This window comes from Streptomyces sp. NPDC026538 (assembly GCF_055567535.1).
On the sequence record NZ_JBVHQG010000004.1, the window covers coordinates 34,291 to 59,448 of the forward strand.

Genomic DNA, 25,158 nt, shown 5'->3' on the forward strand with positions numbered 1-25,158 from the left:
CTTCTTCCTCACGCCCTCCCCCCGCCAGAGCCCGATGCCGCCCAAACCGGGCGGTCGCCACCGCTGACCCGGGCCGACCCCCGCCCCTTCAAGGAGTCCTCTGAACCGCCCCGCCCACCTCAGCGACGCCGACTGGGCCGACTACCAGCACTGCCAGGCCCAGCTCGACGGCCTCATGACGCAGATCATCGAACGCGAAGCCCATAGGGAGCACGGCCTGATCGCCGTCTGCGACGAGTACGAACTCGATTTCAGTCCGGTGCCGAAGCCGCAAGCCGACCCCGCTCGCCGGATACCTCCGCCCCACCGCCCGCCATCCTCCCGCAGGCGGAACCGTGGCCGCTGACCAGCAGAGCACTCCAAACGCCCGCCGCGCGGCTCCGCTCGCGCCGCTTCCCGACCATCGCAACGTGGACACCCCGTGGTGGCAGGAGTTGTGGCGCCGCCACGCGCACATCACCACGCCGCTGCGAGAGCGCGGGCTGGAGTGCGATATCGAGTTCGGCCTCAGCGCCTACATCGTGCGCGTGGCCCTCCCCGACGACAGCTACCTGATCATCAGCCCGCCGCAGGAGCCGCCCTCCGAGCGCCCGCCCGGCGACCCCGAGGGCTGGATCGTGACCCGCGAGCACCCCGACGACCAGAGCCTCTTCGAGATCCTCTACGACTCGGCCCCCTCCGACGACCCCAGTACCTCGCAGCGGCCCGAGGCCCGCCACGGCGGGAGCGCCCAGCCTTTGGTCGAGGCTATCGACCACCGCCTCGGCCGGCTCGGGCTGCTGCCCCACCCCGCCTCACCAACCAACTCCTCGGCGTCCAGCCACCTCCCCGAACCGGTCACACCTCGCACCCGGCCGGGCCGCCCGAAGATCCGGTGACCCGAACCCGGACACGTCCGCAGAGCATCATCCCTCCCCCTCCCTCTCGCCCACGGGTTCCCACAGGCCGGCGGACCCGCGCTCCGTCCACGCGGGAGGTTGGCGGTGCTGTATCTCGGCACTCCCTCGGGACCTGACATCCGGGCTGCGATGAGCGCCGGACGCATCGGCTGTATGACCACTCCCGCGCAAGGCAGCCGCATCCCAGAGGGCGCCCTGTACGCGTGTGACAACTCGAAGTTCGGCAGCAACGGCAAAGGCCGCTACTGGCCGGGCACCGAGGCATGGTTCGCATGGCTGAGCCGCACCGTCGACCGGTACGGGCCTGACCGGTGCCTGTGGGCGCTGGCCCCGGATGAGCCGTTCGACGCGGCCGGCACCCTGATCGAGTCCCTGCCCTGGCTGGCCCGCATCCGCGAACTGGGCGTTCCGGCGGCCTACGCGGCACAGGACGGATGCGATGCGCCCGGTCTGCTGCCGTGGGATGCCTTCGACGTCCTCTTCCTGGCCGGATCGACCGAGTGGAAACTCGGCCCGGTCGCCGAGCGGTTGGCACGGGAGGCGAAGGGACTCGGCAAGAGCGTGCACATGGGCCGCGTCAACTCCCGGATCCGACTCGGGATCGCCGAGTGGTTCGGCTGCGACACCGCCGACGGAACCTACCTCGCCTACGGGCCCGACAAGAACCTGCCCAAGCTCCTGAGCTGGCTCCGCGACCTCGGCGACCGCCCCTCCCTCCTCGCCGGTGCCCTCGAAACCCCACCGCCGGGCAGAACACCGAGACCCCCACCCCCACGCACCGCACACGGAGCTCCCCAGCCGGTGAGCGGCGCCGTGAAAGCACTCGCGCCTCCCTCCCGGGCATCGCCCCGCAGGCACCACCGCTCGTGACGACAGCCCGCCCGAAGCGACCACAACGCCCCTTCCCTTTCCCCGGAGTTACCCCTGCAGCACCCCGATTTCGAGCTGTACGACAACGTCGGGCGCACCGCGGAGCAGATCCGGGCCCACCAGACCGGCTCGGCCACCACTGACGACCTGCACCGATGGGCCAAGCGCGACGCAGAAGCCTTCCGCGCCCGACATTCACTGCCAGCCGCGCCGCTCCCCGTCCCGGACCCGAGCCCGTACCGGGAGGCACTGGACGCCGCCGACACGCCGGCCGAGTTCAGCACCGTCCTCAACGCACTGCTGGACACGGTCGAGCCGTTCCTCGCAGAGGTCATCGACCACCTGGCCCTGGCCGCCCGCTGGAAGAACCAGAACCGCGGCGCGGAGACCGGGTCACCGCCGAAGCTCCTGCGCGACGCGGCCAGCCGTATCTCCTCCGCCCTCGCGATGGCAGCCGAAGCCGACCTGAAGATCCTCCGGGCGCACTACGACCCGCCACCGGATCCCGACCCGCTCACGCAACGCGACCGCACAGTCCGCGGAACGCTGCCGGGGCCGCCCCCGCCCCCGCCCCCGGCTGCGCCGGGCGGCCCCAGCCGATGACCTTGGCGAAGCCCGTGCCGCCGACCCGCACGACCTTGCTGATCGAGACCGCCGGGCAGGCAGCGGGCACACCGTCCGCGGCCCAGGGGTAGTCCTCTGATGCCTGATGAAGCTGCCAGCGACCTCGACGAGCGGATGCTGCTGCACGACGTGGCCGACCGACTCAACTCCATCGCCGACCAGCTCCCGCTGCCCGACCAGATCCGCGCAGACCCGGTACTCAGTGACCTCCTGGACGACGAAGTCCGCCACCTGGCCCGTCTGCTGGGCTACCTGGCCGGCCAGCACGCCGCGCGTCACCGGGCTGCCGACCGCTACCCCTCCCAGGTCACGGCAGCTCAGCGCCGCCTCGCCGGCGGACTCGCCCGCGCGGCCGAGCCTGCCGGTGCCGCGCTCGCCTCGCTCGGTGCCGCCGTCCACCTGCTCGGCACTCTCGCCGACCTCAGCCACCAAGCGCCGAGCCCCGGCCGGGCCCGCGCGATGACCACCGGCCACCGGCATCTCGCCAACCGCATCGCGCAAACCCGAACGGGTCTCGCCGACGCCGCGAAGCACCTGAGGACCGCCGCCGACAACCGGCCCCCAGCCCCTGCCGCGCCACCCGCGCCTGCGGCATCCGCGGTCCCCACCCGAACCCACTGACCGTACAGACCCGGAGCACCACATCCCCCAGCACACCCTCGCCCGCCGCACCGCCGCCGTGCTCACCGCCACCATCACGGCCGCTCTCACCGCCACCGCCTGCACCACCAGCAACAACGCCAGCACCACGGTCAAGACCGCCCCCAGCGCTTCGCCCTCCCCGACTGCCCTACCGGCTTTGACTAAGAAGGAGGCCCTGGCCCAGATCGCCCACTACTCGAAGATCAACAACGAGGCGAACAAACACCGCGACCGGGCACTCCTGAACACGGTCGAGGACGGGCCGCTCTACGCGATGTCGGTGGCCGACTACAAGGAAACCGAGGGCCTGCCCCGGGCTGAGCGCGAGCCGTACAAGCCGTGGTCCTACGACCTCGCCGCCACCGACGTCTACATCCCCCGCTTCCGCGCCGACCAGCAGCGGTGGTTCGCCGCCGTCACCCGCAGCGGCAAAAAGAAGCAGTACGTCCGGGTGATGGTCCTCGCCCAGCAGGCCACAACGAAGCGGTGGGAGATGGTCGCCGCGGTCGACCTCGACGACCCGAAGAAGCTCCCGAAGGTCTCCCTCGACGCCGACGGCTACGCCACCGCCCTGGACGCCACCTCCAGCAAGGACGTCGCCACGCCGGTCACCACCCTGCGTACAGCCGTCGGCGACAACTTCGCCACGGGCGGAGACCTGAGCGGAAGGAAGGTCTTCACCTCTTCGGAGGCGACCGCCCGGCAGATCAAGGCGCACGACAAGACGGTGCACAAGTTCGGCAGCCACGGCGTCACCACGTTCTCGGCTGCCGCCCCCGAGTTCACCGGCAGCTACGCGTTGAAGGCCGCCGACGGCCAGGCCCTCGTCATGTTCGCCCACAACCACACCCAGCGCGACACCGTCTTCTCCGGCTTCGAGATCATCCCGGAGAAGAACGACCGCGCCTGGCTCGGCACCACCAACAGCCCTTACTTCACATACGAGTTCACCTGCTCCGACGTCGCCGCCGTCCCCACCACGCGGGGCAAGTCGACGCTGCTCGGCTACACCTGCCGCCGCACCGACGCCCACGGCATAACCGCCTCCTCGTGACCAGCGGCACCGACGAACACCCCCCACGAGGAACCTCCGGTGCACCTCACCGAGTTCACCCGTGCTCTCGCCGAGCGGCTGCCCGGCTGGCATCCCTCCCCCCACACCGTGCTCATCGCCGACGACCCGGCGGGCGCACGGATGTGGGACAGCGGCCCCATGCCGTACAAGGCCTACGAAGCCGGCGCCCGGCGCACCGTGCTCACCCACCACTGGGGCCTCCAGCTCTACGTCCTGCCCCGCCCCCACCGCCCCCGGCAGTACCTGGTGCTGCCGATGCTGCCCGCGAACACCAGCTACTGGCATGTCCGCGGCATCCGGGCCCCGCGCGGCATCGCCGTTCCCGACGACCCGGTCCGGGCCGCAGCCGCCCTGCACCGCCGACTGCTGCTCGCCTACCGGCTTGCCGCCCCGATCGTGATCCGGCGCAGCAGTCCGGGCCACATGCAGGCCCACGTCGCCTTCGACGACCAGCAGCGCCCCCGGATCCGCTCCGGCTACCTCGGTGCCAACGCCGAACTCCTCGCGCACGGCGGGTTCCTCCTCGACCCCGCGACCGGCGAGTGCCACCTTCCCGACGCCCTCAGCCCCCAGGAGGTACGGCGCCACCTGATCACCGGCCTGCAACGCCTGCGGCACCGCAACTTCCACATCACCCTGCACACCAACGACGGACCACGTACGCACCCGCCCCTGCCAGGAGCAGCCGCTTACAAGGGAAAGCGCCGATGAGCCTGAGCAACGACGCCTTCGTTCACGCCCGCCTGACCACCTGGCAGCGACGCATCACCGAGACCGCCGCCGCCCTCGTGCCTCCCGAGGCCGACAACGCGCGGGCCGTCATCACACCCACCACCGACGAACTGGTCGCCGTGCACAACCTCGCGACCGGTCTCCTCGCGGATCTTCGCCAGTCCGCCGACAGCCCCCTCGCCGCCACGACCGTGGGACGCGAGTACCTGGCGCAGTTGGCGACCGCGCTCGTACACACCAACCGGGCCGCCACGCATCTGAGCACGGCCCTCACCGGACTCGCCGATACCCACCGCCTCGCCTACCGGCATGCCCCCGCCGCCACGCCCGAAAGCCAACTGGCCCTGACGCTCGGGCACGCGGCGGCGCTGCGCAGTCTGAAACGGGCACTGCAATCTGTCACCGGCCCCCTGCCCAGGCCCGCCCCGACGCCGGGCGTCGCCGAGCAACACCACCGGGCCACCGATGCCGCAGGCCCCCAGTCTCCACGCCGCCGGCCTTAGACCTGTTCCGCCAAGTCCTGCGCGTCCTGGCAGTTTTGGAGTACCTCTGTCCACCCGCTGTTTCATCGCCCGGCCCACCGAATCCGGTTACGACGGCATCTATGTCCACCTCGACGGTGATCCGAGCCAGAAGCTCCCCTTCCTGCTCGCCGCCTACCGATACCGGTTCGGCCAGGACGTCAAGGCTATGACCCGGCACCTCATCGACGACGTGGTCGTCGGCTGGGACGAACTCGGCACCGATCTCCTCGACGACGCTCCGCCCGCGCTCGTGAACACGCTGACCGGCGGCGAGCACTGGCCCAGCCGAACCCTCGACCACCTAATCACCCAGGACGGCTCCCCGCCGGTCCGCATGTCGGTCACCGACACGACCGCCGACGAGCAGGACATGCAGTGGGGGTACGTCCTGCACAAGGAGGGCGTCGAGGTGATCAGCCTCCTGCACGAGGACATCGGCCCGCGCGTGAGCTGGTCCGTGGACCCGCGCACCGCCTTCAACGACCACCCGGCTGCCTGGTCCTCCCTCGACACCCCGCCCTCCATCCGGACACCGCGCGGAAGCCGGCCTCAAAGCGTTCCTGCCGCAGCCCCGTCACAGGCCAGCCCCTCGCGCCCCGCCGCCCGCCGCTAGTTCACCCTCGTCATCCCGGAGACCTCCTGTCGACCAGTTCCTTCATTGCCCGCCGCACCAGCGATGGCTACAGCGGCATCGGCGTCCACTACATCGGCCAGCCGAGTCACAAGGTGCCCCTGCTCCTCGCCGCGTTCCAGTACCGCTTCAACCGTGACGTGGACGCCATGGCGCACCACCTCATCGACAGCGTCACCCTGGGCTGGGACACCCTGGGCACCGATCTCCTCGACGGGGCACCCCCCGCGCTGGTCACCGAGCTGACCGGCGGTATGCAGTTTCCCAGCAGGGCCCTCGACTACTTCCTGATCACCCCGGACGGCTCCCCGCCCGCCCGCGAAACCATCACCCCGCAGTCAGCGGCTGAACAGGACTTCGAGTGGGGCTACATCCTGCGCCCGGGGAGCATCGAAGTCATCAGCGTCAGGATCCAGGCGACCTGGGGACCGCTCGTCCCCTGGGACACCGACCCCCTCACTCGCTTCAGCGATCACCCCGCCCACTGGACCTTCGATAAACCGCCTCCAGTGATTGCGGCCGCCCGCGCTGCCCGGGCCGCGAAGCCGTCATCCAGCACCGCGTCCCGGCGCAACACCACACGCCGTTGAACCACCCGCGTGCCGCGCAGACCATGACCTGGCCGCACCCCTGATCACGGTGGTCATCAAGCTCCGGGGCCGCCTCGTCTTCGCCCAACACCCCACCGCACCGCTTTCCCGCCACCACCGATAGGAGACCCGCCTTGCCCGAAACGCCAGCAGAGCCATTCATGACGATCCGGCACACCATCACCGGCGAGATCACCACCACCGGCTACAACGCCGCCGCCCGGCGGATCCTGCTCCAGGCCGGCTTCGAAGAGACACCAGGCTGCGCCTGCCGAGCGACGGAACCCGGTACGGAGCGGACGCACGGGCCTGCTCGGCAGCCAGCGAGCTGCTCGTCGCCGGCCATCCCGTGCACCTGGACCGAGCCCTCGGTCGGCCGGTGAGCGCCGACGGTACGCCCCGGTTGGCCCGGTCGCCGATGTCGGCACAGTCCGTGATCCGCTCCGAGAGCGGCCGGCCTCTCCAGCGCATCGCCAGCCCCGCCCGCACCCGTACCTGTTGAAGGGGCCTCGTTTTGACCACACCCGGAACGCCTACCGGTCCAGCGCGCACCAAGGGCGGCGAACTACGGGCCAAGGTGGCCCGACTGCTGGCCGACCGGCCGGCGGATACGCTCACCATCGGGGACATGGCCAGGCAGCTGGGCCACTCCCACGGCGCCGTCCGCAACGCCGCCCTCACCCTGGTGCGACGCGGGGAGGCCGACCAAGGAGGAACCGGACAACCGGAGTTCCGCGCGAACGCGAAAACCGCCGCAGCCGCGCAGACCGCTGTAATCAGCCCACCGGGCACCCACTCTCCCCGCGCCCAGGCGGCCATGGCCCACACGACCATTCCCGCAGCAGCCACGCCCAGGCAGACCGGCCCGATCCGCCGCGCGGGGGGCCAGGTCTACCACCCCCGGGAGCTGGCCGATCTGCCCGACGTCGAGGCGTTGAATCGCTTGCGCGACGCCGACGTGCCGGTGCTGCTCTACGGCCCTCCGGGCACCGGCAAGACGAGTCTGGTCGAGGCGGCGTTCCCGGACCTGCTCACCGTCGCCGGTGACGGCGACACCACGGTCGGCGACTTGATCGGCGAGTACACACAGGACGACGCGGGAGCCTACGTCTTCCAGTACGGTCCGCTGGTCACCGCGATGACCGAGGGCCGCGCCCTGCTGATCGACGATGCCACCTTGATCTCACCGAAGGTCCTGGCGGCGCTGTATCCCGCAATGGACGGGCGCAGGCAGATCCAGGTCAAGGCCCACAAGGGCGAGACCATCAAGGCCGAGCCGGGCTTCTACGTGGTGGCGGGCCACAATCCCGGCGTCCACGGGGCGGTTTTGACGGAGGCGCTCGCAAGCCGGTTCAGCGTGCAAATCCAGATCGGCACGGACTATGACCTCGCCCTGGCGCTGAGGATCGATGCCCGGGTGGTCCGGGTCGCCCGACACCTCTCCCGCCAAGTCGAACTCGGCGAGCTGGGCTGGGCCCCCCAACTGCGAGAGCTGCTCAGCTACCAGAAAACCGAGGCCGTCCTCGGCACCAAAGCCGCGCTCGCGAACCTGGTCGGCATCGCCCCTCTGGAGGATCGCGACGCCGTCGCCGCTGCCGTCATCAAGGCTGCCGGCGTCAAGGAGGTCCGCCCCCTCACCCTCGGCAAGCAGCTTTCCGCCTCGGCCGTCCGGCAGCCCCCGGGCACCACCGGCTCCGCGCACCGGGGCCGCTCGCGATGAGCGCCCACCACCACGTCCAGTCCCCCGCCACCACGCCGGACGACGACGCCGACCTCGCGCGATGGGACGACGACGGCGCCCCGCCCGCGCAACCCCGTTCCTCCCCGGACGCGTGGCTGCGCGTGGGAGCCGAACTCGGCGATCGGCTGGTCGCACTCTCCGGCCGCCAGGACCTCCTCGTCACCTGCCGCCCCGGCACGCGCAGCGGAGCACCGGCCGCATTCTTCCCCACTCTGGGCGAGGTCGAGTTCGACGCCGGCCTGTTCGCCCCGCTCCAGCCCCACGAGATCCATCCGCGGATCGTGGGCGACGAGGAGCGGTATCCCCCCGCCTGGGGAGTGTTCGTCCACGAGGCCGCGCACGCGGCCCACTCCCTCTGGACGGCGCCAGCCGGAGCGAACCCCCGTGTCGTCGAGGCCGCGCTCCTGCTTGAGGAGAGCCGTGTCGAAGGCGCACACCTGATCACGCGGCCCACGGACCGCACGTACCTGCGCACCAGTGCCCGAACCCTGGTCATGCCCGACATCGCCCACCCCACCCTCCAGGGCATCGAGCACGCCGCCGCCGTGGCGGCCCTGGTCCTCGGCCGCCGTGACGTCGGCATCCTGGACGCCGGCGAGACCCGGGCCGTCGCCGATCTGTGCGAAAAGGTGCTGGGCGCAAACCTGCTGGCCACACTCACCCGCATCTGGACCGCAGCCCACCAGTGCGCCGACCACGACGCCACGACCATGCTCGCGCACGCTCACAAATGGTGCGACGCTCTGGACACCGCGACCCCCGCCCTGCCCATGCCGGAGAACCTCACCGATCTCCTGTCCGGCGCCGTAGGGGTCGTCATGGACAGCACGGCAGCCACCGACGCCGCCGACCTCGCAGCACAGACCGCAGCGACCAACGCCATGGCCGCGCAGTCCAAGGAGCAGGCTCAGGGCCGCGCCCAGCGGGCCGGCCAGCGACGCAAAGCCGCCGCCACCGCCAAGTCGGTCTTCAACGCCCATGGCACCACCGTCACCCCCGACGGCACACCGGCGCCCTACGGCAACCCGGTCACCGGCACCCGCAGGCCCACCGCCACCGAGCAGAGTGCCGCCGCGCGCCTGAGCCGCGCCCTGCGTGCCGCCGCCTACCGCGAGCGGACCGAGGAGCGGACCACCAGCCCCACCCCGCCCGGCCGCCTCAACATGCGCGCGGCCCTCGCCCGCGACGCTCAGCGCGCGGCCGGGTCGGTCCCCACCGCGGAACCGTTCACCCACACCCGCCGCCGGAACTCCCCCACCCCACCGCTGCGTGTGGGTATCGCCGTCGACGTCTCCGGCTCCATGCGTGCCGCCTGCGCGCCCGTCGCGTCCGCTGCCTGGATCGTGGCACGCGCAGCAGCCCTGACCGACCCCGACTCCCTTACCGCCACCATCGCCTACGACAGGCACCTGACCGCATTGACCCGCCCCACCCACCGAGCACCAGAGCGCGTGACGACGTTCGACGCCAACGGCGGCCACCACAACCTCGGCGACGCCATCGACGCACTCGACCACGGCCTCGAACTCAGACGCCCCGGCGCCGGCCGCCTCCTCGTGATCGTCACCGACGCCCGGTACGGCAGCGACGAAACCGCTCAAGCCGTCACCCGCGTCAAGCAGCTCACGACCGCCGGCTGCGCCGTACTCCAGCTCACCCTCACCGCGAAGTCCCACCACTTGCCGGGGACCACCTTGCTGCACCTGCCCCAGCCCTCCAGCGCCCCCGCCGCCATCGCCACGGCGGCCACAGACGCCATCCGCAGGACACGCTGAGACAACACAGAAGACAGAAAGCAGGAACAACCACGTGACAATACGTACGACCTGGACCGTGGAGCACGCCTGCTCCCACAGCGTGGATCACGACCTGTCCCATCGTCCTGCCGACCAGAGGGCGGGCTATGCCCGCTGGCTCGCGTCGAAGGATTGCACCGACTGCTGGAAGGCGGCGCGCGATACCGGATCCGAGTCCAAGCAGGAGTGGCTCGCGACGAAGCGGGCCGAGGAGCAGGAAGCGGCCGTCGCCTGGGCGCAGCAGTTCGGCATGCCGCAGGTGGAGGGCCCGGAAAAGACCCTGGCCTGGGGCGAGCGCTCCCGCCACCAGCTGATGACGGCCGCGTACACCGCGCTCGTCGCCGAGGGCACGTGGGACGAGGCGGACTGGGCGGAGCTGGAGGAGAAAGCCCGCGCCGTCACCCGGGCCAGCTGGTGGATCGATCAGCGCGATGCCGAAGGTCCTGACCTGCTCGAACTCCTCGACGCAGCCGGTGAGACGGACCGCGGGAGGGAGAAACCGTTCCGCTGACGGCGGGCAACATAGCCGCAGACCGCCGGTTAGCCAAACCGGCGTTCCTCCGGACCATTGTTCCTCCCACCCCGCCACCGTTCACGTGGAAGGAACTGCATGTCCCAGCCCCCACCCACCTCGGCGTTCGCGCCGACGGCCGACCCGCTGACTCCCGACCGGGACGTCACCCACGCCCACTTCCAGGCCGGTGACACCGTCGTCGTCCTCAAGGGGGTGGCCGGCGGGGAACTATGGGGCGACGCGATGCGCGTGGTCGTCCCGTCCTGGCACACCCCGACCGACGAGGACGGGTGGCGGCTGCGGGATGCGACCGGCGGTGCCCAGTCCTACGTCACCGCCCACCCCCGCTACCTCGTGCACCTCGCGCGCCGCTGCCCGGACTGCCTGATCCACCTGCGGGCCATGGAGGAGACGCTCCTGGCCCGGTTCGCCGGCCGCGACGAGCTGATCGACTGCGGCTGGTACACCACCACCGCCCTGGGCCAGCTCGTGCACATCGCCGATATCCGCAGCGGCCGGTGACCGCCGTCGGGCCCAACGCCCAACGATCTCCCCGGGAGAAACGTCTCCTTGCCCCGTACTGTCCGCTTCCTGGACATCCGCCGCGACCCGCACTCCGACGAACTCCTCGCCCGCGGCGGTGACTCCGAGGCGCACAGCATCCTTGAGCGCGCGGGTTTCGTCGCCGTCGTCCGCCTCCACGAGACGTACCACCGGGCGCCCGCCGCGCTCGCCAAGGACGACGAGTCCCGCCTCGCCACCAACGCCGTCGCGCGCCTGCGGGCAGCCGGATACCACGTCGACTGCGACCCGCTTTTCGACTCCGATGCCCGGCCCGTGCGCTATCCCGCCCTCGGCTCCTCGGTCTCCCGCCTCGCCGAGCGTCTGCGTGAAGCCACCGACACCGACGATGCAGCCGCCATCCTCACCGAACTGACCGCGCCTCACGACGGCGTCCTCGCCGGGCTGGATGACACCCTCGGCGCCCTGGCGGAGTTCTTCGACGGCCTCGGCAACCCCTCCGACCCCTACACCGCCCGGCGCCTGCGCTACCTCGCCGACGAATATGTACGCGTCATCCGCTCCGACCTCGCACACACCCGCGAGCGGCTGGCCGACCGGTACACCCGTCACCGCGGCCGCCGGGCTTGCACCGAACAGGTTCCCGACCACGAGAGCGAACGCTCCGCGGTGTGCGCCTGCCCACCACCGCCGCGTGCGCTGCCGGCCCCGGCGCCACCGCCCGTCAGTGCCACCCGCCTGCGCCGCTGACCACCTGCACCTGACCAAGGACACCATGCACGACCATGACACCTCCGAGCGCCTCGCCTCGTACGCCGACGTTCTCGCCGGTGAACTCCCCGACACCTGGACCAGCTTCTACCTGGAGCCGGATGCCAAGGACGACCTCGCCGAACTCGCCGACCGGATCTGGGACCTGGACCTGGTCGCCGCCTCCCTCGCCGAGCACCCCCTGCATCAGGCCGCCGTCCTGAGCCGGCCGGACGGCGCGCAGCTCGTCATTGTGGACCGGTACGACGAGCGCGACGGGTTCCTCGTCGCCGCCGTCGCCCCGCACGCCCTGCCCGACGAGGCGTACCGCGCCGTCCGCGAGCCCAACGGCATCGCCCTGGCCGACGATCCGTTCCTGGGCGCCGAGCAGGTCGCCGGCGACCTGCTCGCCCGCTACGACCGCGCCCTCGCCCAGGCCCGCCACAACGCCCTGGGTCACATCCGGCCCTCGCAGCCGGACCGGGTCGTCCTGACCTGGCAGCCGGACGGCAGCATCGCCACCGCACCGGCCGACGACCGCTCCGGCGCTGTCCTGATAGCCCACGGCTTCGTCCATGATCCGCAGAGCGGCATCTACCGCCTGAGCGGTGACGACACTCAGGCCCAGGCCCGGCCCCTGCGCGAGATCGGCCCGTGCCTGGACGCTCTCGGCATCAGCACCGCTCTGCAGCATCCCGCGAGCCTGACCGCGCCCACCGCCGCGCCCGCTACCGCGCCGCCCGTCCCCGCCAACGCGCGCACGACGACCGCCCGGTTGCGGTGACGCAGCCAGAGCCCGACTTCTGGGTGCTGGAGTACGTCACCATCACCAAGGATCCCCGCACCGGCCTGGTCGTGGCCGTCGGCGGCACCGAGCAGGCCGCGGACATTCTCCAGCGAACCGGCGGCTTCCTCTCCGCCCCCGGACCGCGCGGGGACTATCACCGACTGCCGCACGGCCTGCCCGTCGAGCAGCAGCGACTGAAGGCGACCGCCGCCTCGCACGCTCTGCTCGCCGCCGGGCACAGCGTCTACCTCGACCCCGCACTGAACATGCTGGTCGCGTCGGACCGTGAACGCGAGGCGGCCCTGCGCTACCTGGCGGGGCTCGCCGAGCGAGCCGCTACCGCCACCACCGGCAGCGAGGTGGCCGAGGTCCTCACCGAGATCGCCGCCCCCGTCCAGGGGCTGCTGCCCCTCGTCAGAGAAGTCGTCGTCCGCGTCTGGATCGCCGCAGACGACTTCCAGGAGGCCGCGCCCCTCGGGAAGAACGATCCCCTCGCGCAGCTCGGAAACACAGCCACCTCCATGAGCGAGGCCGCGCGCGCCATCCTCCACGCCCGCAACCACGCCGCACGCTCTGCACAGCGGCCGGCCACTGCCTCACCACCGCCGGCGGGCCGCGCCCGGCCTGCGGAATCGCGCCGCCGCTGACCGCGGAGAACCTCACAGCCAACCTGGCCGACGGATGCGGCATGGACATCGATACCAGGCCCTGACGACCAATCGGTTCCCCCCTTACCTGCGGCGTCGGCCGCCGCACTCCGTGTGGCGCCTGGGCGGTCCCGGTACCGCGCCGGGACCGCCCACCTCACCACCCCCGACCCGGAGAAACCCGTAGCAACCCGCATACCCCCACCGCTCAGAACCCGGCTCAAGCCCCGGCTCGCCACGGCCCTCTTCCGCCGCTATCTGCGCTCCTGCATTCCGACCGGCCCCGACCGCACCTCCCCGTCGGCCGACGGCCGTCCGGAGGCCGTCCTCGCCGAGACACAGCGCCTCGGGCAGCGCCACCCCTGACCGCCCACCGACCCGGAGGAGTATGACCCACCCCACCCCCTACCCGGTGCAACTGGCCGACGCCATCGCCCGCCAGCTCGGCCAGCTCGCCGACCACCTATCACAGCTTCCCCCGCCCCAGGCCGCGCAGGTCATCGCCCGCGTGCTCGACCCGGACAACGGAGTCCTCGGCGGCGTCACCCATCTCGTCGCCGTCGGCAGCGTGTTCGCCAAGGACCAGGCAGAGCGCGGCGCGCTCCCCGCGGAGGTGTGGCTCGCCCTGGGCCGTGCCTCCAACGAACTCGGCGACATCACCCTCGATCTGGACGAACACACAGACACCCTCCAGCGCGCCGGCGCTCAGCCCGCTACTACGGCGGCGAAGCCTCCGGCACCCGCACCGCTCGTCGTACGGCGCCACCGGTGAAGAAGAAGCAGTGGCACGGCTGGGGACCCGGCGAGCAGGCCGAGCAGCACTACCTCGTCCAGCCCCGTGCCCTGGCCGGTGGCGGCGATGTCCGGCACCTCTCGGAGTTCCTGCGTGCCTCCGGCTGGCGCGACAAGTCCAAGACAGGCGGCCCCCTGTCCGTGGAGAGCCCAGACCGCACCGTCTGTGTCGCCTACGACCCCTACAGCCTTCCCGGCGGATGGACCATCCACGGCCGGGCTGACAGGGCGGACGGTCAGTGGTCCGCCCAGCTGGGCAGTCAGACCCCGGTGGAGATCCTCGCGGGCATGACCGACGCCCTCACCCGTCCCCGTTCCGCCCACGCCCCCAACATCTGGGCCCCGCTGCTGGAGCAGGACTGGCACACGTGGTTCGAGGGCCAGCACTACACGGCGACGAGCCCCGACGGCACCGCGTGGATGCAGTACCGGCAGAGCCCCGACGGTGCGGCGACGTGGTGGTCCGGAGCGCAGGACACGCAGGGCAACAGCTGGACGGCCACCTTCACGCCGAACACCCCGATGCACCTGGTGCAAGCCTTCTCCAGCGAACTCGCCAGCCGTGACCCCGTGATGCGCCCGCGCGGACGCGTGCCGATGAGCGAGCAGATCCGTACCTGGTCCGTGTCCGTGAAGCCCGCCAAGCTCAGTGCCTGGCAGCAGGCCCGTATCACGGCGGCCCGCGCCGCCACCTGGTCCCGCAACAGCGCCGACAGCGCCAGGCCGAGCACCGCCCGCCCCAACGCCCCGGCCGGTGGCGCACGCACCGGCCGCTGACCGCGACTGTCCCGCCCCGAGGAGTCCGATGCCTGCACTCACCCCGGACACGATCCGCGCCCTGACCGAATTCCTGCGAGAAAACCCCGATCCTGCAGAAGCCCTCGCCCGCGCCGTACAGGAGAACCCGGACACACCGCGCACGACGCACGGCGACGTTCTGATCACCGAACTGCGCACGGCCGCGTGGGAACTGGCCGACCAGCACACTCTCCACGACGTGCTGGACGATCTCCGCGACCTGTACGGCAGATCGCCGGCGAGCGAGCAGGAGTCCTGCCCGTGCCCCTGAGCGAACGACAGCTCGCCGCCTTCGCCGACAAGCACGCCTGGCAGATCCCCTTCGACACCAGCCCCCGCCATCTCGCCGGTCCCGGCGACGCACGGCACATCTCGCACGCGCTGGCCGTCGCCGGATGGCAGCGCACCTCCGACCGGCTCAGCCCCGAGATGGTGCTCACCAGCCCCGACCGCCGCTACAGCCTCGGCTTCGATCCGGGAGCCGGCATGTTCGCCTGGTGGCGGCTGTGGGCGGAACGCACGGACAACGAAGACGGCTGGTACGCCTACTTCGGCGAACTCGCCCCCGCTGAGATCATCTGCGGCCTCACCGACGCCCTCGTCACCTCCACGCCCCCGGCAGACTCCACCCCGTTGGACGTGCTCGACGCCGCGGGCTGGCTCATCGACGCCCAGGGCGCGGCCAGTTCGCCGGACGGAACGTGTCGCGTTGAACGGCGAGCCGAAGAACGCGACGACTCCGAGGTGTCCTGGCACATCGAGGTGCGCGATCCCGACCGTGGCCGCTTCGGTCCCCGCCTGTGGCAGGCACGGTTCGCCGCCCGCACACCCCGGCCGCTCGTCAACGCCTTCGTCACCGCGCTCGCCGACCTCAGCCCCCTGCAGCGCGGCATGCACGATCGCACCGCCCACTACAGCGTCGTCCAGGAGCCCAGCCCGCTCACCCCCAAGCAGGTGGTCGAGGCCCACACCGCCCGGCTCGACGCGATCCGGGTCCGGGCGCGCGCTGTCCGGCGCCAGCACAGCCGGTCCGCCACGCCCCCTGCCCCCGACGCCACCCGGACGCCGGCGCGCCGCTGACCTGGAAGGACACCCTGCCCATCCCCCTCTTCGACCACCACGCGCACCGCGACTTCCTGCGCTACCTCGACCACTACGTGCGGGACAGCAAGAAGATCCTCGACGCCTGGGACACCTACTCCGACGAGCACACCGACCTCGACGGCTGGCCCTACGACGAGCACGCCTACGGCCTGCGCGCGAGCCAGCGCGACGCGGACACCGCCGAAGCGTTCGAGCCCCTCCGCTACGGCGCCCGGCACCTGCTGGCCACCGCCGAGACACAGCTGACCCAACTACCGGAGAAGACGGTCCAGAGCCGCTGGGTCTACCAGCTGGGCGTCCTGGGCAACGCCCTGGACCGGCTCGACGAACTGCACCAGCAATGGCTCCTCACCCGCGACGCCCTCCCTGCCACCGCCAAGCCCGGCACACCGGACTTCGACGACGCCCTCGCCGAACACCACGCCGAATCGTGGAGCTACTTCGACGACTGGGCCACCCACGGCACAGCGCTCCGGGAGATCAACACCGCGGCCCGCAGGGCCCCTTCTCCTCTGGTCCCCCGCATCGGTCCTCGCACCCGTCCGGCGAGCCCTGGCCCGGAAGTGACCATGCCCCCGACTCCCGCGACCGGAAGCATCTAGCTCTTGCCCCCCTCCTCCTCCAGCAGCAACACCGACGGATACGACCTCGTCCTGCGCCTCCTGATCGGCGTCCTCGCCGTCGTCGTCCCCCTCGCTCACCTGGCCTGGCTGTCCGGGAACATCACCGCCTATCTCACCGGCACCAGCTGGGCCCCCTACCAGCCGACCAGCGCCCTGCTCCACCCCGAGCAGGTCTGGCCCACCGCAGGGGAAACGTCCCTGCTGATCGGGGCCCGCATCGTCCCCGTTCTCCTGTTCCTCGCCCTCGGAGCGGGGGCGGGCGTCCTGTGGGCGCGGCGCAAGAACCGAGGCAGCGGCCGGAAGAAGATCACCGGCATGGCCAAGCCCCGTGACATCGAGCCGCTGATGGCCAAGGCGATCACCGACAAAGCCCGCTCCCTGCGCCCGAGTCTGAAGGACGCCAAGCACATCGACGCGAGGGACACCGGCATCCTTCTCGGCAACCTGCAGGGCAGCCGCCACGAAGTGCGGATGGGGTTCGAGGACGTCGCCGTCGCAATCATGGCGCCCCGGTCCGGGAAGACCACCTCGCTCGCCATCCCCTCCATGCTCGGCGCACCCGGCCCGGTCCTGCTGACGTCGAACAAGGCCGCCGGAGACGCCTTCACCACCGCCTACGAGGCAAGGGCCCGGGCGGGGATGGTGTGGACCATGGACCCGCAGCAGATCGCGCACGCCGAACGCTCGATGTGGTGGAACCCGTTGGCCGGCGCGAGAACCCTGGACGGGGCGAACCGGTTGGCCGGACACTTTCTGACCGCAAGTGTCGATGCGTCCCAGCAGGGCGACTTCTGGTCGAAGGCCGGCAGCAACATCCTGTCCCAACTGCTGCTGGCCGCAGCGCTCGACGAGCGCCCCATCACCGACATCATGCAGTGGCTCGCCTTCCCCGCCGACCGCACGCCCCTCGACATCCTGCGCGACCACAAGATCACCGCCGTCGCCGCGCAGCTCAAGGGCACGGTAGAGGGGCCGCCCGAGACCCGGGACGGCATCTACGAGACCGCCCGGCAGTACGCCTCCGCGCTCCTGAACACGGAAATCGCCGCGTGGGTGACGCCGCACAAGGACGTCCCGGAATTCAGGCCGGAGCAGTTCGTCACCTCCACCGACACGCTGTTCCTACTCAGCAAGGACGGCGGAGGCGGCGCCTCGGCACTGATCGCCGCGTGCGCGGACTCGGTGATGCGGGCCGCGACTGCGCAAGCCGAACGCGCCGGCGGGCGCCTCGATCCGCCCATGCTGGCGATCCTCGACGAGGCCGCCAACGTTTGCAAAATCAACGACCTCCCCGACCTGTACTCCCACCTCGGCTCCCGCGGGATCATCCCGATCACCATCCTCCAGTCCTACCGTCAGGGCCAGAAGGTGTGGGGGGACGCGGGCATGGACGCCATGTGGTCCGCCTCGACCGTCAAGGTCATCGGCTCCGGGATCGACGACCCGGACTTCGCCGACAAGCTGTCCCGCTTGATCGGTGACCACGACGTGGAGACGACGTCGACCTCGCACTCGGAGTCCGGCAAGAGCACTTCGGTCTCGATGCGGCAGGAGCGGATCCTGCCCGCCGACGCGATCCGCGCCCTGCCCAAGGGCACTGCGCTCTGCTTCGCCACCGGCATGCGCGCGGCCATGCTCGATCTTCGGCCGTGGTACCGCGAGCCCGGCGCGGAGGAACTGTCCGCGGCGTCCGCCCGCGCCTCGCAGGCGATCACCGCCCGCGCCGTCGCCAAGCACACGCCAACGCAGTCCGACTTCCAGAAGGCCGTGTGAGCGACACCCCGCTGCACCTGGTGCCGGTCCGCTCCCGGCAGGCGAAGGAGTTCGTGCGGACCTGGCACCGCCACCACCCGCCGCCCGCAGGACAAATCTTCGCCGTCGGCGCCGCCGATAAGGCCGGCGTCCTGCGCGCCGTCGCGATCGTCGGCCGGCCCGTGGCCCGCCACCTCGACGACGGCGCCACCCTCGAAGTCACCCGGACCGCCAGCGACGGCACCCGCAACGCCAACTCCCTGCTCTATGGCGCATCGTGGCGCGCGGCGAAGGCCCTCGGCTACCGGCGCCTGGTCAGCTACACGCAGGACGGCGAGAGCGGTGCATCACTGCGCGGCGCCGGGTGGCGCATCATCGCCAGCCGCCCGCCCCGGGCCGGATGGCACACCCCCTCCCGCCCACGAACCGACCACGGCAACGACCACGTCACCCGCCTGCTGTGGGAAGCCCCGTGACCGAGCCCGCTCCGGCACGGCAACCGGCCGACCATCGTCCAACTTCCCGTACTGCCCCCGCCACCGGAGTTGTCCTGCACACCGCCGACCTGACCGAACACACCCGCCTTCTCGGCGAAGTGGCCCCCGCCCTGCAGGAGTTGTCCGCGCAGGCAACACGGATCCGAGAGGGCGAGATCGCCAAGCCCGTCCGAGAGATCACGCCCCTGAGCCTGCAGGTGCACGAGCTGGCGATGCAGTGCACACGCCAGCTCCACGACCTGTCGGTCAGCCAGTACCCCGCGATGAAGGGCGGCGCAGACAACCTGGCGCACCTGGCCGGTGCCTGCGCTCAAATCTCCTTGGCCGCCACGCTGTGCAACCTCGCCATCCACCACCGCACCGCGATCCTGCTGTCCGAGGACGCCGACTCCACCCCCGCGACCAGCCGTGACCAACTCCGCCGCGCAGGTGACGAGATGCAGCGCGCGACCACCACCTATCGCGCCGTGGCCCGACATCTCTCCCGCCGCCTCGCCTCGTTCTCGGAGCGCGCCGAGGACCGTCAGCTCATATCCGACGCCCGCCGGCACAGCCCGCAGCAGGCCCTCGCCACGTCACCTGTCCCCGCCACCCGGCGCCGCGTATGACGACACCGTCCGAGGGCCTCCTGTTCGACGTAGCCACCCCGCCGACGCCCATCGAGCGGCTGCTGCTGCTCGCTGACCAGTACGTGCAGCACAACGACATGCTCGACCGGCTCCTGCGGGCCGGTCCATCGTCGGAGCTCGACGCCCACGCCGGTTCCGCAGAGCAACTCGCCGCCGCGACCCGCGCCGCGATCAAAGCGGTCGCCGACGAACGTCTCTTCCACAGTCACGAGCTGTCGGACGCAGTGGTCCGGCTCCAGCAGCTCGCCTTCCTAAGCAGCGCATCCGCGGACCACGGGCCCCACACGGCCCGCACGCTGACCGCCCTGGCACCCGAGGCCGCCATGGAGTGCGCCGACACCCTCGCCCACGAGATACGACACCGACGCGGGAGTACCGGCAACGCTCCGCGCCACCGGCTGACCTCCACGCACCGCACCGCCTTGTGGGAGATCGGCTGCGGGAACGTCGTGGCCACCAGTTCCCTGGGCCGGCAGTACGTCCGCTACCGCAGCGAGCGCGTGCTCATCGGCACCTTGCGGTCGCTGGAGACGAGCGGCCTCGCGGAACGCGTGCCGAAGTCCGCGCCCTCCGCCTACATGGGTGGACCGCTCCAAGACCGAGTACGTCTCACCGCGGCCGGCACCATCGCCCTGGCCGCCGCCATCAGCAGCCCGCACAGCGCAAGTCCCCCCGGCACGACACCCGCGCCCGCCCCCGCGGAGTCAGCCGCCCGGACCCGCTGACCGATCCTCCGGAGTCACACCACTCCATGCCTCTGCTCAACTTGGCAGACCCGGTACAACAACTGCGCGCTCTGGCACGCGACTTCGAGGCCCTGCACACTCGCGTACGGGACCTCTCCTACACCCCCGGCACCGACGACTGCGCCAGATCAGCCCGCTCCTGCTCAAGGCCCAGGACCTGACAGCCACCGTCCTCGTCCACCTGGGCACGCTCGAATCCAGCGCCTACACCAGCGTCGCCGGGAGCCGCTCCAGCCTGGAGTGCCTGGCCTCGGTCGCAGTCGCCTCCTCCCTGGCCGGCAACGACCTCGCCAGCGCGCTGCTCGCCAACCCCTACGACGGTGCTCCATTCCCCGGCTATCCCGCGGACGACGCCTCCACGCACACCGCTCGCCACGCCGCGGCCATCCCGAAGATGACCGAACACCTCGCCGACGCCACCCACCAGCTCGACCTGAGCGCGACCGGATGCCACTACGTCGCCGCCGGCATCACCCGCGACCGGCGGTGAGAGCGCCCTCGTTTCCCTACTCCCAGGACAGACCATTTCCGATCAGCCCCGATTCCGCGCCCTCTCCCTTGGCGCCGGAGTTCAATCCAGCACGCTTCTCGCTCTGTCAGCCGAGGGCATTCTCCCCCGAGTCGACTACGTCATTTTCGCCGACACCGGATGGGAACCCCAAGCTGTCTATGCACACCTTGACCGACTGGAAAAAGAGATAGCCGCGCCAGCGGGAATACCCGTACTCCGCGTGTCGACCGGAAATATCCGCCAAGACGCCCTTGATCCGGATCACCGGTTCGCCTCCATGCCGCTCCACATTCTCAATCAGGACGGGCGGCCTGGAATGACCCGACGCCAGTGTACCGGGGAATACAAGGTGAAGCCGATCAAGCAGAAGGTCCGCGAACTGCTCGGCTACCCCTATCCCACACGCATCCCGAAGGGGGTGTTCGTCGAACAGTGGGTGGGAATCTCGACCGATGAATTCCATCGGGCCAAGGACGCTGACGTCAAGTACATGCGCAACCGGCACCCGCTTCTGGACATGTCCTGGAGCAGAGCAGACTGTATGCGTTACCTGACCTCACTCGGGCTAGCCGATACCCCGAAATCGAGTTGCCTGGGGTGTCCGTTCCACGGAAATGCCCAGTGGCGGCATATCAGGGACACCTCTCCGTCCGAGTGGGCGGACGTCGTCGAATTCGACACAGCCATCCGGCAGGGCAATGCCCGTGCCAACGCGTCGGGCAGCCGACTCCTCGGCGAGGCGTTCCTCCACCGCTCCCGCGTCCCGCTGAGCCAGGCACCGATCGACCACGTCACCGCGGCCGAGCGAGCCGCCCAGCAGATCAGCATGGACGAGGCCGACGTCCTGGAGAACGGTGTCGAGGACGGCTGCTCGCCCTGGGCCTGCCGCGGTGACGCCGACGCACTGGCGCAGGACGGCTTCGGGCTGGCCACGTGATACTCGACCTCTTCGCGGGGCCGGGCGGCTGGAGCAGAGCCCTGCACGTCCTGGGCGCGCGCGACGTCGGGCTGGAATGGGACCCGTGGGCGTGCAAGACCCGCTCAGCGGCGGGGCAGTTGACGGTCCGGACCGACGTGGCCCGGTATCCGACCTGGCCGTTCGCCGGCCGCACCCACGGTGTGATCGCCTCGCCGCCGTGCCAAGCGTGGAGCATGGCCGGCAAACGCCTGGGCCTGCTCGACCAGCCGCTGGTACACACGGCGGTCAAGGACCTGGCCGCCGGACGCGACACCCGCGAGCGCCTCCTCGCCGCGTGCCGTGACGAGCGCTCCCTTCTCGCCGCCGAACCGATGCGCTACCTGCACGCCCTGAACGCGGTCGGTGAGCCCGACTGGGTCGCCATGGAGGAGGTCCCGGACGTCCTGCCCCTGTGGAAGCAGTACGCGGCCGTGCTGCGCGGGTGGGGGTTCTCAGTCTGGTACGGGATCCTCAACGCCGCCGACTTCGGCGTCCCGCAGACCAGGAAGCGGGCCATCCTCCTGGCCTCCCGGGTCCGCACAGCGCAGCCGCCCACGCCCACGCACGCCCAACTCGCCGAGCCAGAATCGCTGTTCGGGCCGGGCCGAACCCGCTGGGTCAGCATGGCCCAGGCCCTGGGGTGGGGGGCGACCGACCGGCCCGTCCCCACCGTGTGCGCCGGCGGCGGACCCGGCGGCGGACCTGAGCCGTTCCCTTCAGGCTCCCGCAAGACGCTGACCGACGCCCGGGAGCGCGGCACTTGGACACCCCGGCCGCACGGGATGGTCCTGCAGTCCCGTCGTGAAGGCGCCAGCCGGGAGGCCAAGCACAGCACACAGGAGAACCGTGCCGCCGACACTCCGGCGCCGATGTTCACCGCCGAGGCCCACCGCTGGTCATGGTCCCTGCGCAACAACAGCCAGGCCAACGCCACCGTCCGTCCGCTGTCCGAGCCGGCGGGGACGCTGTTCTTCGGGCACCGGGCCAACGAGTGCACCTGGGTCGCCGAACCCGCCTCACCGCCGGCCTCAGAAGCCGATGTGCCTGCCGTTCCCGAGCCGATCCGGATCACTGCCCAAGAGGCCGGCCTCCTGCAGACCTTCCCGGCCGACTATCCCTGGGCCGGGAACAAGGGCCAGCAGTTCTCGCAGATCGGCAACGCCGTCCCGCCGCTGCTCGCCGGCCATCTCCTCGCCCCCCACCTCGGCGTCCGCCTCGACCCCGACGACTTCACTCTCGCCGCCTGATGCCCCACACCCCCGAACCCGACGCAGACCACGACCTCTACGCCAGCACGCCGCCGCAGCCGGTGTTCCACGTCGAGCAGGCCCTCCTCGGAGCCCTCCTCCTCGATCCCCACCGCCTCGGTGACCTGACCGGCATCACCGCCGACTCGTTCTCCACCGCAGCGCACACGGCTCTGTTCGCCGCGATCAGCGCCCTGCCGCCGCCCGACCCGGACGAGCACGCGAAGAACGCCACGTGGCTCGACCTCGTGCTCACCACGGCACGCCAGCAGGCACGCGGGCTGACCGCCTCCGACCTGCACGCGCTCGTCCAGCTATGCCCCTGGCCCCGCCACGCCCCGGCGTACGCGCGGATGGTCGAGGCCGAACATGCCCGCCGCCGCCTTGAGGCAGCCGCGGAACGCCTCGTGCACACCGTCCACGACGCCTCCCTCCCCCACCCCGTCCAGACGGTGCTCACCGAGGCCGACGCGCTCGCGACGGTCGTGGACGACATCGCAGCCCGCTTCCCGCCACGCGCAGGCATCCTGCCCCGCACCGCGGCTCCGCCGCCACCCGCAGCACCCGACTACATGGAGGCCATCGAGGAGGAGCGGCTGCTCCTCGCAACCGCCACCGCCTACCCGGCCGGCATCGACGCCGTCCCGTGGCTGCTCCCCGGCGACCTCGTCGTGCCGCTGCACGCCGGCCTGTGGCAGTGCCTGAACGCCCTGGCCCGCCGCCAGGAGCCCGTCGACCCCGTCACCGTCCTGTGGAAAGCGCAGCAGCGCGGCCTGCTCGACGACGTAAGCGATCCTGGTGAGGTGCTGCGGATGCTGGCCGAACCGGCGGGATCCGTAGAGCACTGGGGCGAGCGTGCCCTGCAGCGTTCCCTCCTGACCACCGCCGAGCACACCGGCCAGCGCATCACGGCGTTCGCCGGCGACCCGGCGAACACCCCCTTCCAGCTCGTCGTCGGCGCCCGACGCGCCCTCGCCGACATCGGCGCCGTCCGCACCCGCTGGCAGCACGCCACCACACCCCCCTGCTGCCCGCCTCCACCTCGGCGACCGGCGCCCACCACCCGCGCCGGCCCACCAACCACCACGGCCGCGCACGCCACCCGCCCCGTGCGAGCAGCCCGATAGCCCCCGCAAACGCTGGTGGCCGGACCCAAAGGCCCGGCCACCAGCAGAACAGACGAGACCCCCACCTGACTCCCGCCATCGACGCCCACGTCCGCCTCGATACCCACCCCACTCACCCGAGCGCCGTGCAGGCCGTCCTGACCGGCAGCCAGGCTCACGTCGCCCTCATGGCCTTAGAGGCTGCCGAGTGGAGCGTCGCCGCGACCAACGTCCTGGTCCTGGCCCGCATCGATCACAAGGAGCCCCACTGGGCCAAGGACGCAGCCGAGCGCTTGCGCGCCGAAGGCATCACCGTGGAGATCACCCCTCGGCTCCAGGAGGCCATGAACGAGGAATGGACCTGGGCCAACTACCCGATGCCGTGGTACACCCGCAGCGAGATCCGCGAGGTCTCCAACCAGGCGCAACAGATCCACGACGACATCCGCCACGGCCACCTCCTCATCCACGCCCACGCCCACGACGGCCACACCACCGTCGCCGTCGGCACATACCTTCACCGGAGCGGCAAGCCCGTCTACCTCCACGGCGAAGACCACCTGCGCCAGATCGCCGACACCTTCGACTCACCAGCAGAGGCACTGCTCGCCTTCGAGAAGGTCCACGCAGCCGCGATGCTCCCCGGCCCGGCGCCCCTGACCGACACCGAACGCGCCGCCATCGCAGCGCGCTCCGTCTTCGACGTCACCACGGCCAAAGCCCAACCTTCCCACCCGGAACCGGAGACAGTCCCCGTCTACCTGGCCGATCCCGGAGACCACGACGCATTCCTGGACGCGTTCGTCGACTCCCACGGCAGAATGGCAGAAATGGCGGACCTTCCCTATTGAATCGGCGTGTTGAAGCCGATCTGACAGGGTGGCGTGATGGGCAAGTGGCGTGTGTTCTGGGCCCCACAGAGGGCGCCGATCGCGTCCCCTCGCATACCCGTGCTCGCGGGGTGGCCAGACCTGGCGGAGCGCGAAGAGTCTGCCAGGATCCGACCCCGTGATCCGATTCTGCTGGCACCGGACTACCGCGGCGACGAGCT

The 25,158-nt window shown here is 71.1% G+C and carries 29 protein-coding genes and 1 pseudogene; all 30 read left to right on the plus strand.

What is annotated here, in order from left to right; genetic code table 11:
• Positions 1-410 precede the first annotated feature (410 nt).
• A complete protein-coding gene (locus tag ACZ4N4_RS17135; protein WP_467589229.1) occupies positions 411-878 on the plus strand; it encodes a hypothetical protein in 468 nt (155 codons plus the stop codon).
• 174 nt (positions 879-1,052) lie between these two features.
• Positions 1,053-1,769, plus strand: a complete 717-nt coding sequence (locus ACZ4N4_RS17140; RefSeq protein WP_467589231.1) for a hypothetical protein — start codon at positions 1,053-1,055, stop codon at positions 1,767-1,769.
• 702 nt (positions 1,770-2,471) lie between these two features.
• Positions 2,472-3,014 (plus strand): hypothetical protein, encoded by a 543-nt coding sequence (locus ACZ4N4_RS17145; RefSeq protein ID WP_467589234.1) that lies wholly within the window; start codon positions 2,472-2,474, stop codon positions 3,012-3,014.
• 58 nt (positions 3,015-3,072) lie between these two features.
• Positions 3,073-4,089 (plus strand): DUF8094 domain-containing protein, encoded by a 1,017-nt coding sequence (locus tag ACZ4N4_RS17150; RefSeq protein ID WP_467589237.1) that lies wholly within the window; start codon positions 3,073-3,075, stop codon positions 4,087-4,089.
• A 39-nt stretch (positions 4,090-4,128) separates the two neighbouring features.
• Positions 4,129-4,821 (plus strand): hypothetical protein, encoded by a 693-nt coding sequence (locus tag ACZ4N4_RS17155; RefSeq protein ID WP_467589240.1) that lies wholly within the window; start codon positions 4,129-4,131, stop codon positions 4,819-4,821.
• On the plus strand, positions 4,818-5,345 hold the full coding sequence (locus ACZ4N4_RS17160) for a hypothetical protein (protein ID WP_467589242.1): 528 nt from the start codon (positions 4,818-4,820) through the stop codon (positions 5,343-5,345). The genes ACZ4N4_RS17155 and ACZ4N4_RS17160 overlap by 4 nt, the downstream gene beginning before the upstream one ends.
• A gap of 187 nt (positions 5,346-5,532) precedes the next feature.
• Positions 5,533-5,979: a hypothetical protein gene (locus ACZ4N4_RS17165; protein WP_467589245.1), complete on the plus strand. Its 447-nt coding sequence runs from the start codon at positions 5,533-5,535 to the stop codon at positions 5,977-5,979.
• A 113-nt stretch (positions 5,980-6,092) separates the two neighbouring features.
• Positions 6,093-6,587: a hypothetical protein gene (locus ACZ4N4_RS17170; protein WP_467589248.1), complete on the plus strand. Its 495-nt coding sequence runs from the start codon at positions 6,093-6,095 to the stop codon at positions 6,585-6,587.
• A 161-nt stretch (positions 6,588-6,748) separates the two neighbouring features.
• Positions 6,749-6,970, plus strand: a complete 222-nt coding sequence (locus ACZ4N4_RS17175) for a hypothetical protein (protein WP_016572176.1) — start codon at positions 6,749-6,751, stop codon at positions 6,968-6,970.
• 194 nt (positions 6,971-7,164) lie between these two features.
• On the plus strand, positions 7,165-8,307 hold the full coding sequence (locus ACZ4N4_RS17180) for an AAA family ATPase (RefSeq protein ID WP_467590595.1): 1,143 nt from the start codon (positions 7,165-7,167) through the stop codon (positions 8,305-8,307).
• Positions 8,304-10,103 (plus strand): hypothetical protein, encoded by a 1,800-nt coding sequence (locus ACZ4N4_RS17185; RefSeq protein ID WP_467589251.1) that lies wholly within the window; start codon positions 8,304-8,306, stop codon positions 10,101-10,103. The genes ACZ4N4_RS17180 and ACZ4N4_RS17185 overlap by 4 nt, the downstream gene beginning before the upstream one ends.
• Positions 10,104-10,185: 82 nt before the next feature.
• Positions 10,186-10,635, plus strand: a complete 450-nt coding sequence (locus ACZ4N4_RS17190) for a hypothetical protein (RefSeq protein ID WP_467589254.1) — start codon at positions 10,186-10,188, stop codon at positions 10,633-10,635.
• Between the two features lie 99 nt (positions 10,636-10,734).
• Complete coding sequence (locus ACZ4N4_RS17195; RefSeq protein WP_467589257.1) at positions 10,735-11,160, plus strand: hypothetical protein; 426 nt, start codon at positions 10,735-10,737, stop codon at positions 11,158-11,160.
• Positions 11,161-11,208: 48 nt separating this feature from the next.
• Positions 11,209-11,910 (plus strand): hypothetical protein, encoded by a 702-nt coding sequence (locus tag ACZ4N4_RS17200; RefSeq protein WP_467589260.1) that lies wholly within the window; start codon positions 11,209-11,211, stop codon positions 11,908-11,910.
• A gap of 25 nt (positions 11,911-11,935) precedes the next feature.
• Positions 11,936-12,694, plus strand: coding sequence for a hypothetical protein (locus tag ACZ4N4_RS17205; protein ID WP_467589262.1), 759 nt, complete (start codon positions 11,936-11,938; stop codon positions 12,692-12,694).
• Positions 12,691-13,344 (plus strand): hypothetical protein, encoded by a 654-nt coding sequence (locus tag ACZ4N4_RS17210; protein ID WP_467589265.1) that lies wholly within the window; start codon positions 12,691-12,693, stop codon positions 13,342-13,344. The genes ACZ4N4_RS17205 and ACZ4N4_RS17210 overlap by 4 nt, the downstream gene beginning before the upstream one ends.
• A gap of 114 nt (positions 13,345-13,458) precedes the next feature.
• The gene (locus ACZ4N4_RS17215) at positions 13,459-13,710 is read left to right on the plus strand and encodes a hypothetical protein (protein WP_467589268.1); all 252 of its coding nucleotides are present in this window, start codon (positions 13,459-13,461) and stop codon (positions 13,708-13,710) included.
• 22 nt (positions 13,711-13,732) lie between these two features.
• Positions 13,733-14,116, plus strand: coding sequence for a hypothetical protein (locus ACZ4N4_RS17220; RefSeq protein ID WP_467589271.1), 384 nt, complete (start codon positions 13,733-13,735; stop codon positions 14,114-14,116).
• Entirely contained in the window at positions 14,113-14,913 is an 801-nt protein-coding gene (locus ACZ4N4_RS17225; protein ID WP_467589274.1) for an SPDY domain-containing protein, read from the plus strand. The genes ACZ4N4_RS17220 and ACZ4N4_RS17225 overlap by 4 nt, the downstream gene beginning before the upstream one ends.
• A 28-nt stretch (positions 14,914-14,941) precedes the next feature.
• A complete protein-coding gene (locus ACZ4N4_RS17230; protein ID WP_467589276.1) occupies positions 14,942-15,205 on the plus strand; it encodes a hypothetical protein in 264 nt (87 codons plus the stop codon).
• On the plus strand, positions 15,196-16,014 hold the full coding sequence (locus tag ACZ4N4_RS17235) for an SPDY domain-containing protein (RefSeq protein WP_467589278.1): 819 nt from the start codon (positions 15,196-15,198) through the stop codon (positions 16,012-16,014). Before ACZ4N4_RS17230 ends, ACZ4N4_RS17235 begins: the two co-directional genes overlap by 10 nt.
• Positions 16,015-16,091: 77 nt before the next feature.
• On the plus strand, positions 16,092-16,640 hold the full coding sequence (locus ACZ4N4_RS17240) for a hypothetical protein (protein ID WP_467589281.1): 549 nt from the start codon (positions 16,092-16,094) through the stop codon (positions 16,638-16,640).
• Positions 16,641-16,643: 3 nt separating this feature from the next.
• Positions 16,644-18,434 (plus strand): type IV secretory system conjugative DNA transfer family protein, encoded by a 1,791-nt coding sequence (locus tag ACZ4N4_RS17245; protein WP_467589284.1) that lies wholly within the window; start codon positions 16,644-16,646, stop codon positions 18,432-18,434.
• Positions 18,431-18,889: an XF1762 family protein gene (locus ACZ4N4_RS17250; RefSeq protein WP_467589286.1), complete on the plus strand. Its 459-nt coding sequence runs from the start codon at positions 18,431-18,433 to the stop codon at positions 18,887-18,889. The genes ACZ4N4_RS17245 and ACZ4N4_RS17250 overlap by 4 nt, the downstream gene beginning before the upstream one ends.
• Positions 18,886-19,518, plus strand: coding sequence for a hypothetical protein (locus ACZ4N4_RS17255; RefSeq protein ID WP_467589289.1), 633 nt, complete (start codon positions 18,886-18,888; stop codon positions 19,516-19,518). Before ACZ4N4_RS17250 ends, ACZ4N4_RS17255 begins: the two co-directional genes overlap by 4 nt.
• Positions 19,515-20,264, plus strand: coding sequence for a hypothetical protein (locus tag ACZ4N4_RS17260; protein ID WP_467589292.1), 750 nt, complete (start codon positions 19,515-19,517; stop codon positions 20,262-20,264). The genes ACZ4N4_RS17255 and ACZ4N4_RS17260 overlap by 4 nt, the downstream gene beginning before the upstream one ends.
• Before the next feature lie 545 nt (positions 20,265-20,809).
• Positions 20,810-21,733 carry an adenine nucleotide alpha hydrolase family protein gene (locus ACZ4N4_RS17265; RefSeq protein WP_467590598.1) on the plus strand — a complete coding sequence of 308 codons (924 nt, stop codon included), beginning with the start codon at positions 20,810-20,812 and terminating at the stop codon, positions 21,731-21,733.
• Entirely contained in the window at positions 21,730-23,001 is a 1,272-nt protein-coding gene (locus tag ACZ4N4_RS17270; RefSeq protein WP_467589294.1) for a DNA cytosine methyltransferase, read from the plus strand. The genes ACZ4N4_RS17265 and ACZ4N4_RS17270 overlap by 4 nt, the downstream gene beginning before the upstream one ends.
• Positions 23,001-24,128: a DnaB-like helicase N-terminal domain-containing protein gene (locus ACZ4N4_RS17275; protein ID WP_467589297.1), complete on the plus strand. Its 1,128-nt coding sequence runs from the start codon at positions 23,001-23,003 to the stop codon at positions 24,126-24,128. Before ACZ4N4_RS17270 ends, ACZ4N4_RS17275 begins: the two co-directional genes overlap by 1 nt.
• Before the next feature lie 65 nt (positions 24,129-24,193).
• Positions 24,194-24,962 (plus strand): annotated as a pseudogene (locus ACZ4N4_RS17280) (DUF317 domain-containing protein); the annotation flags it as partial.
• Positions 24,963-25,158: the final 196 nt, after the last annotated feature.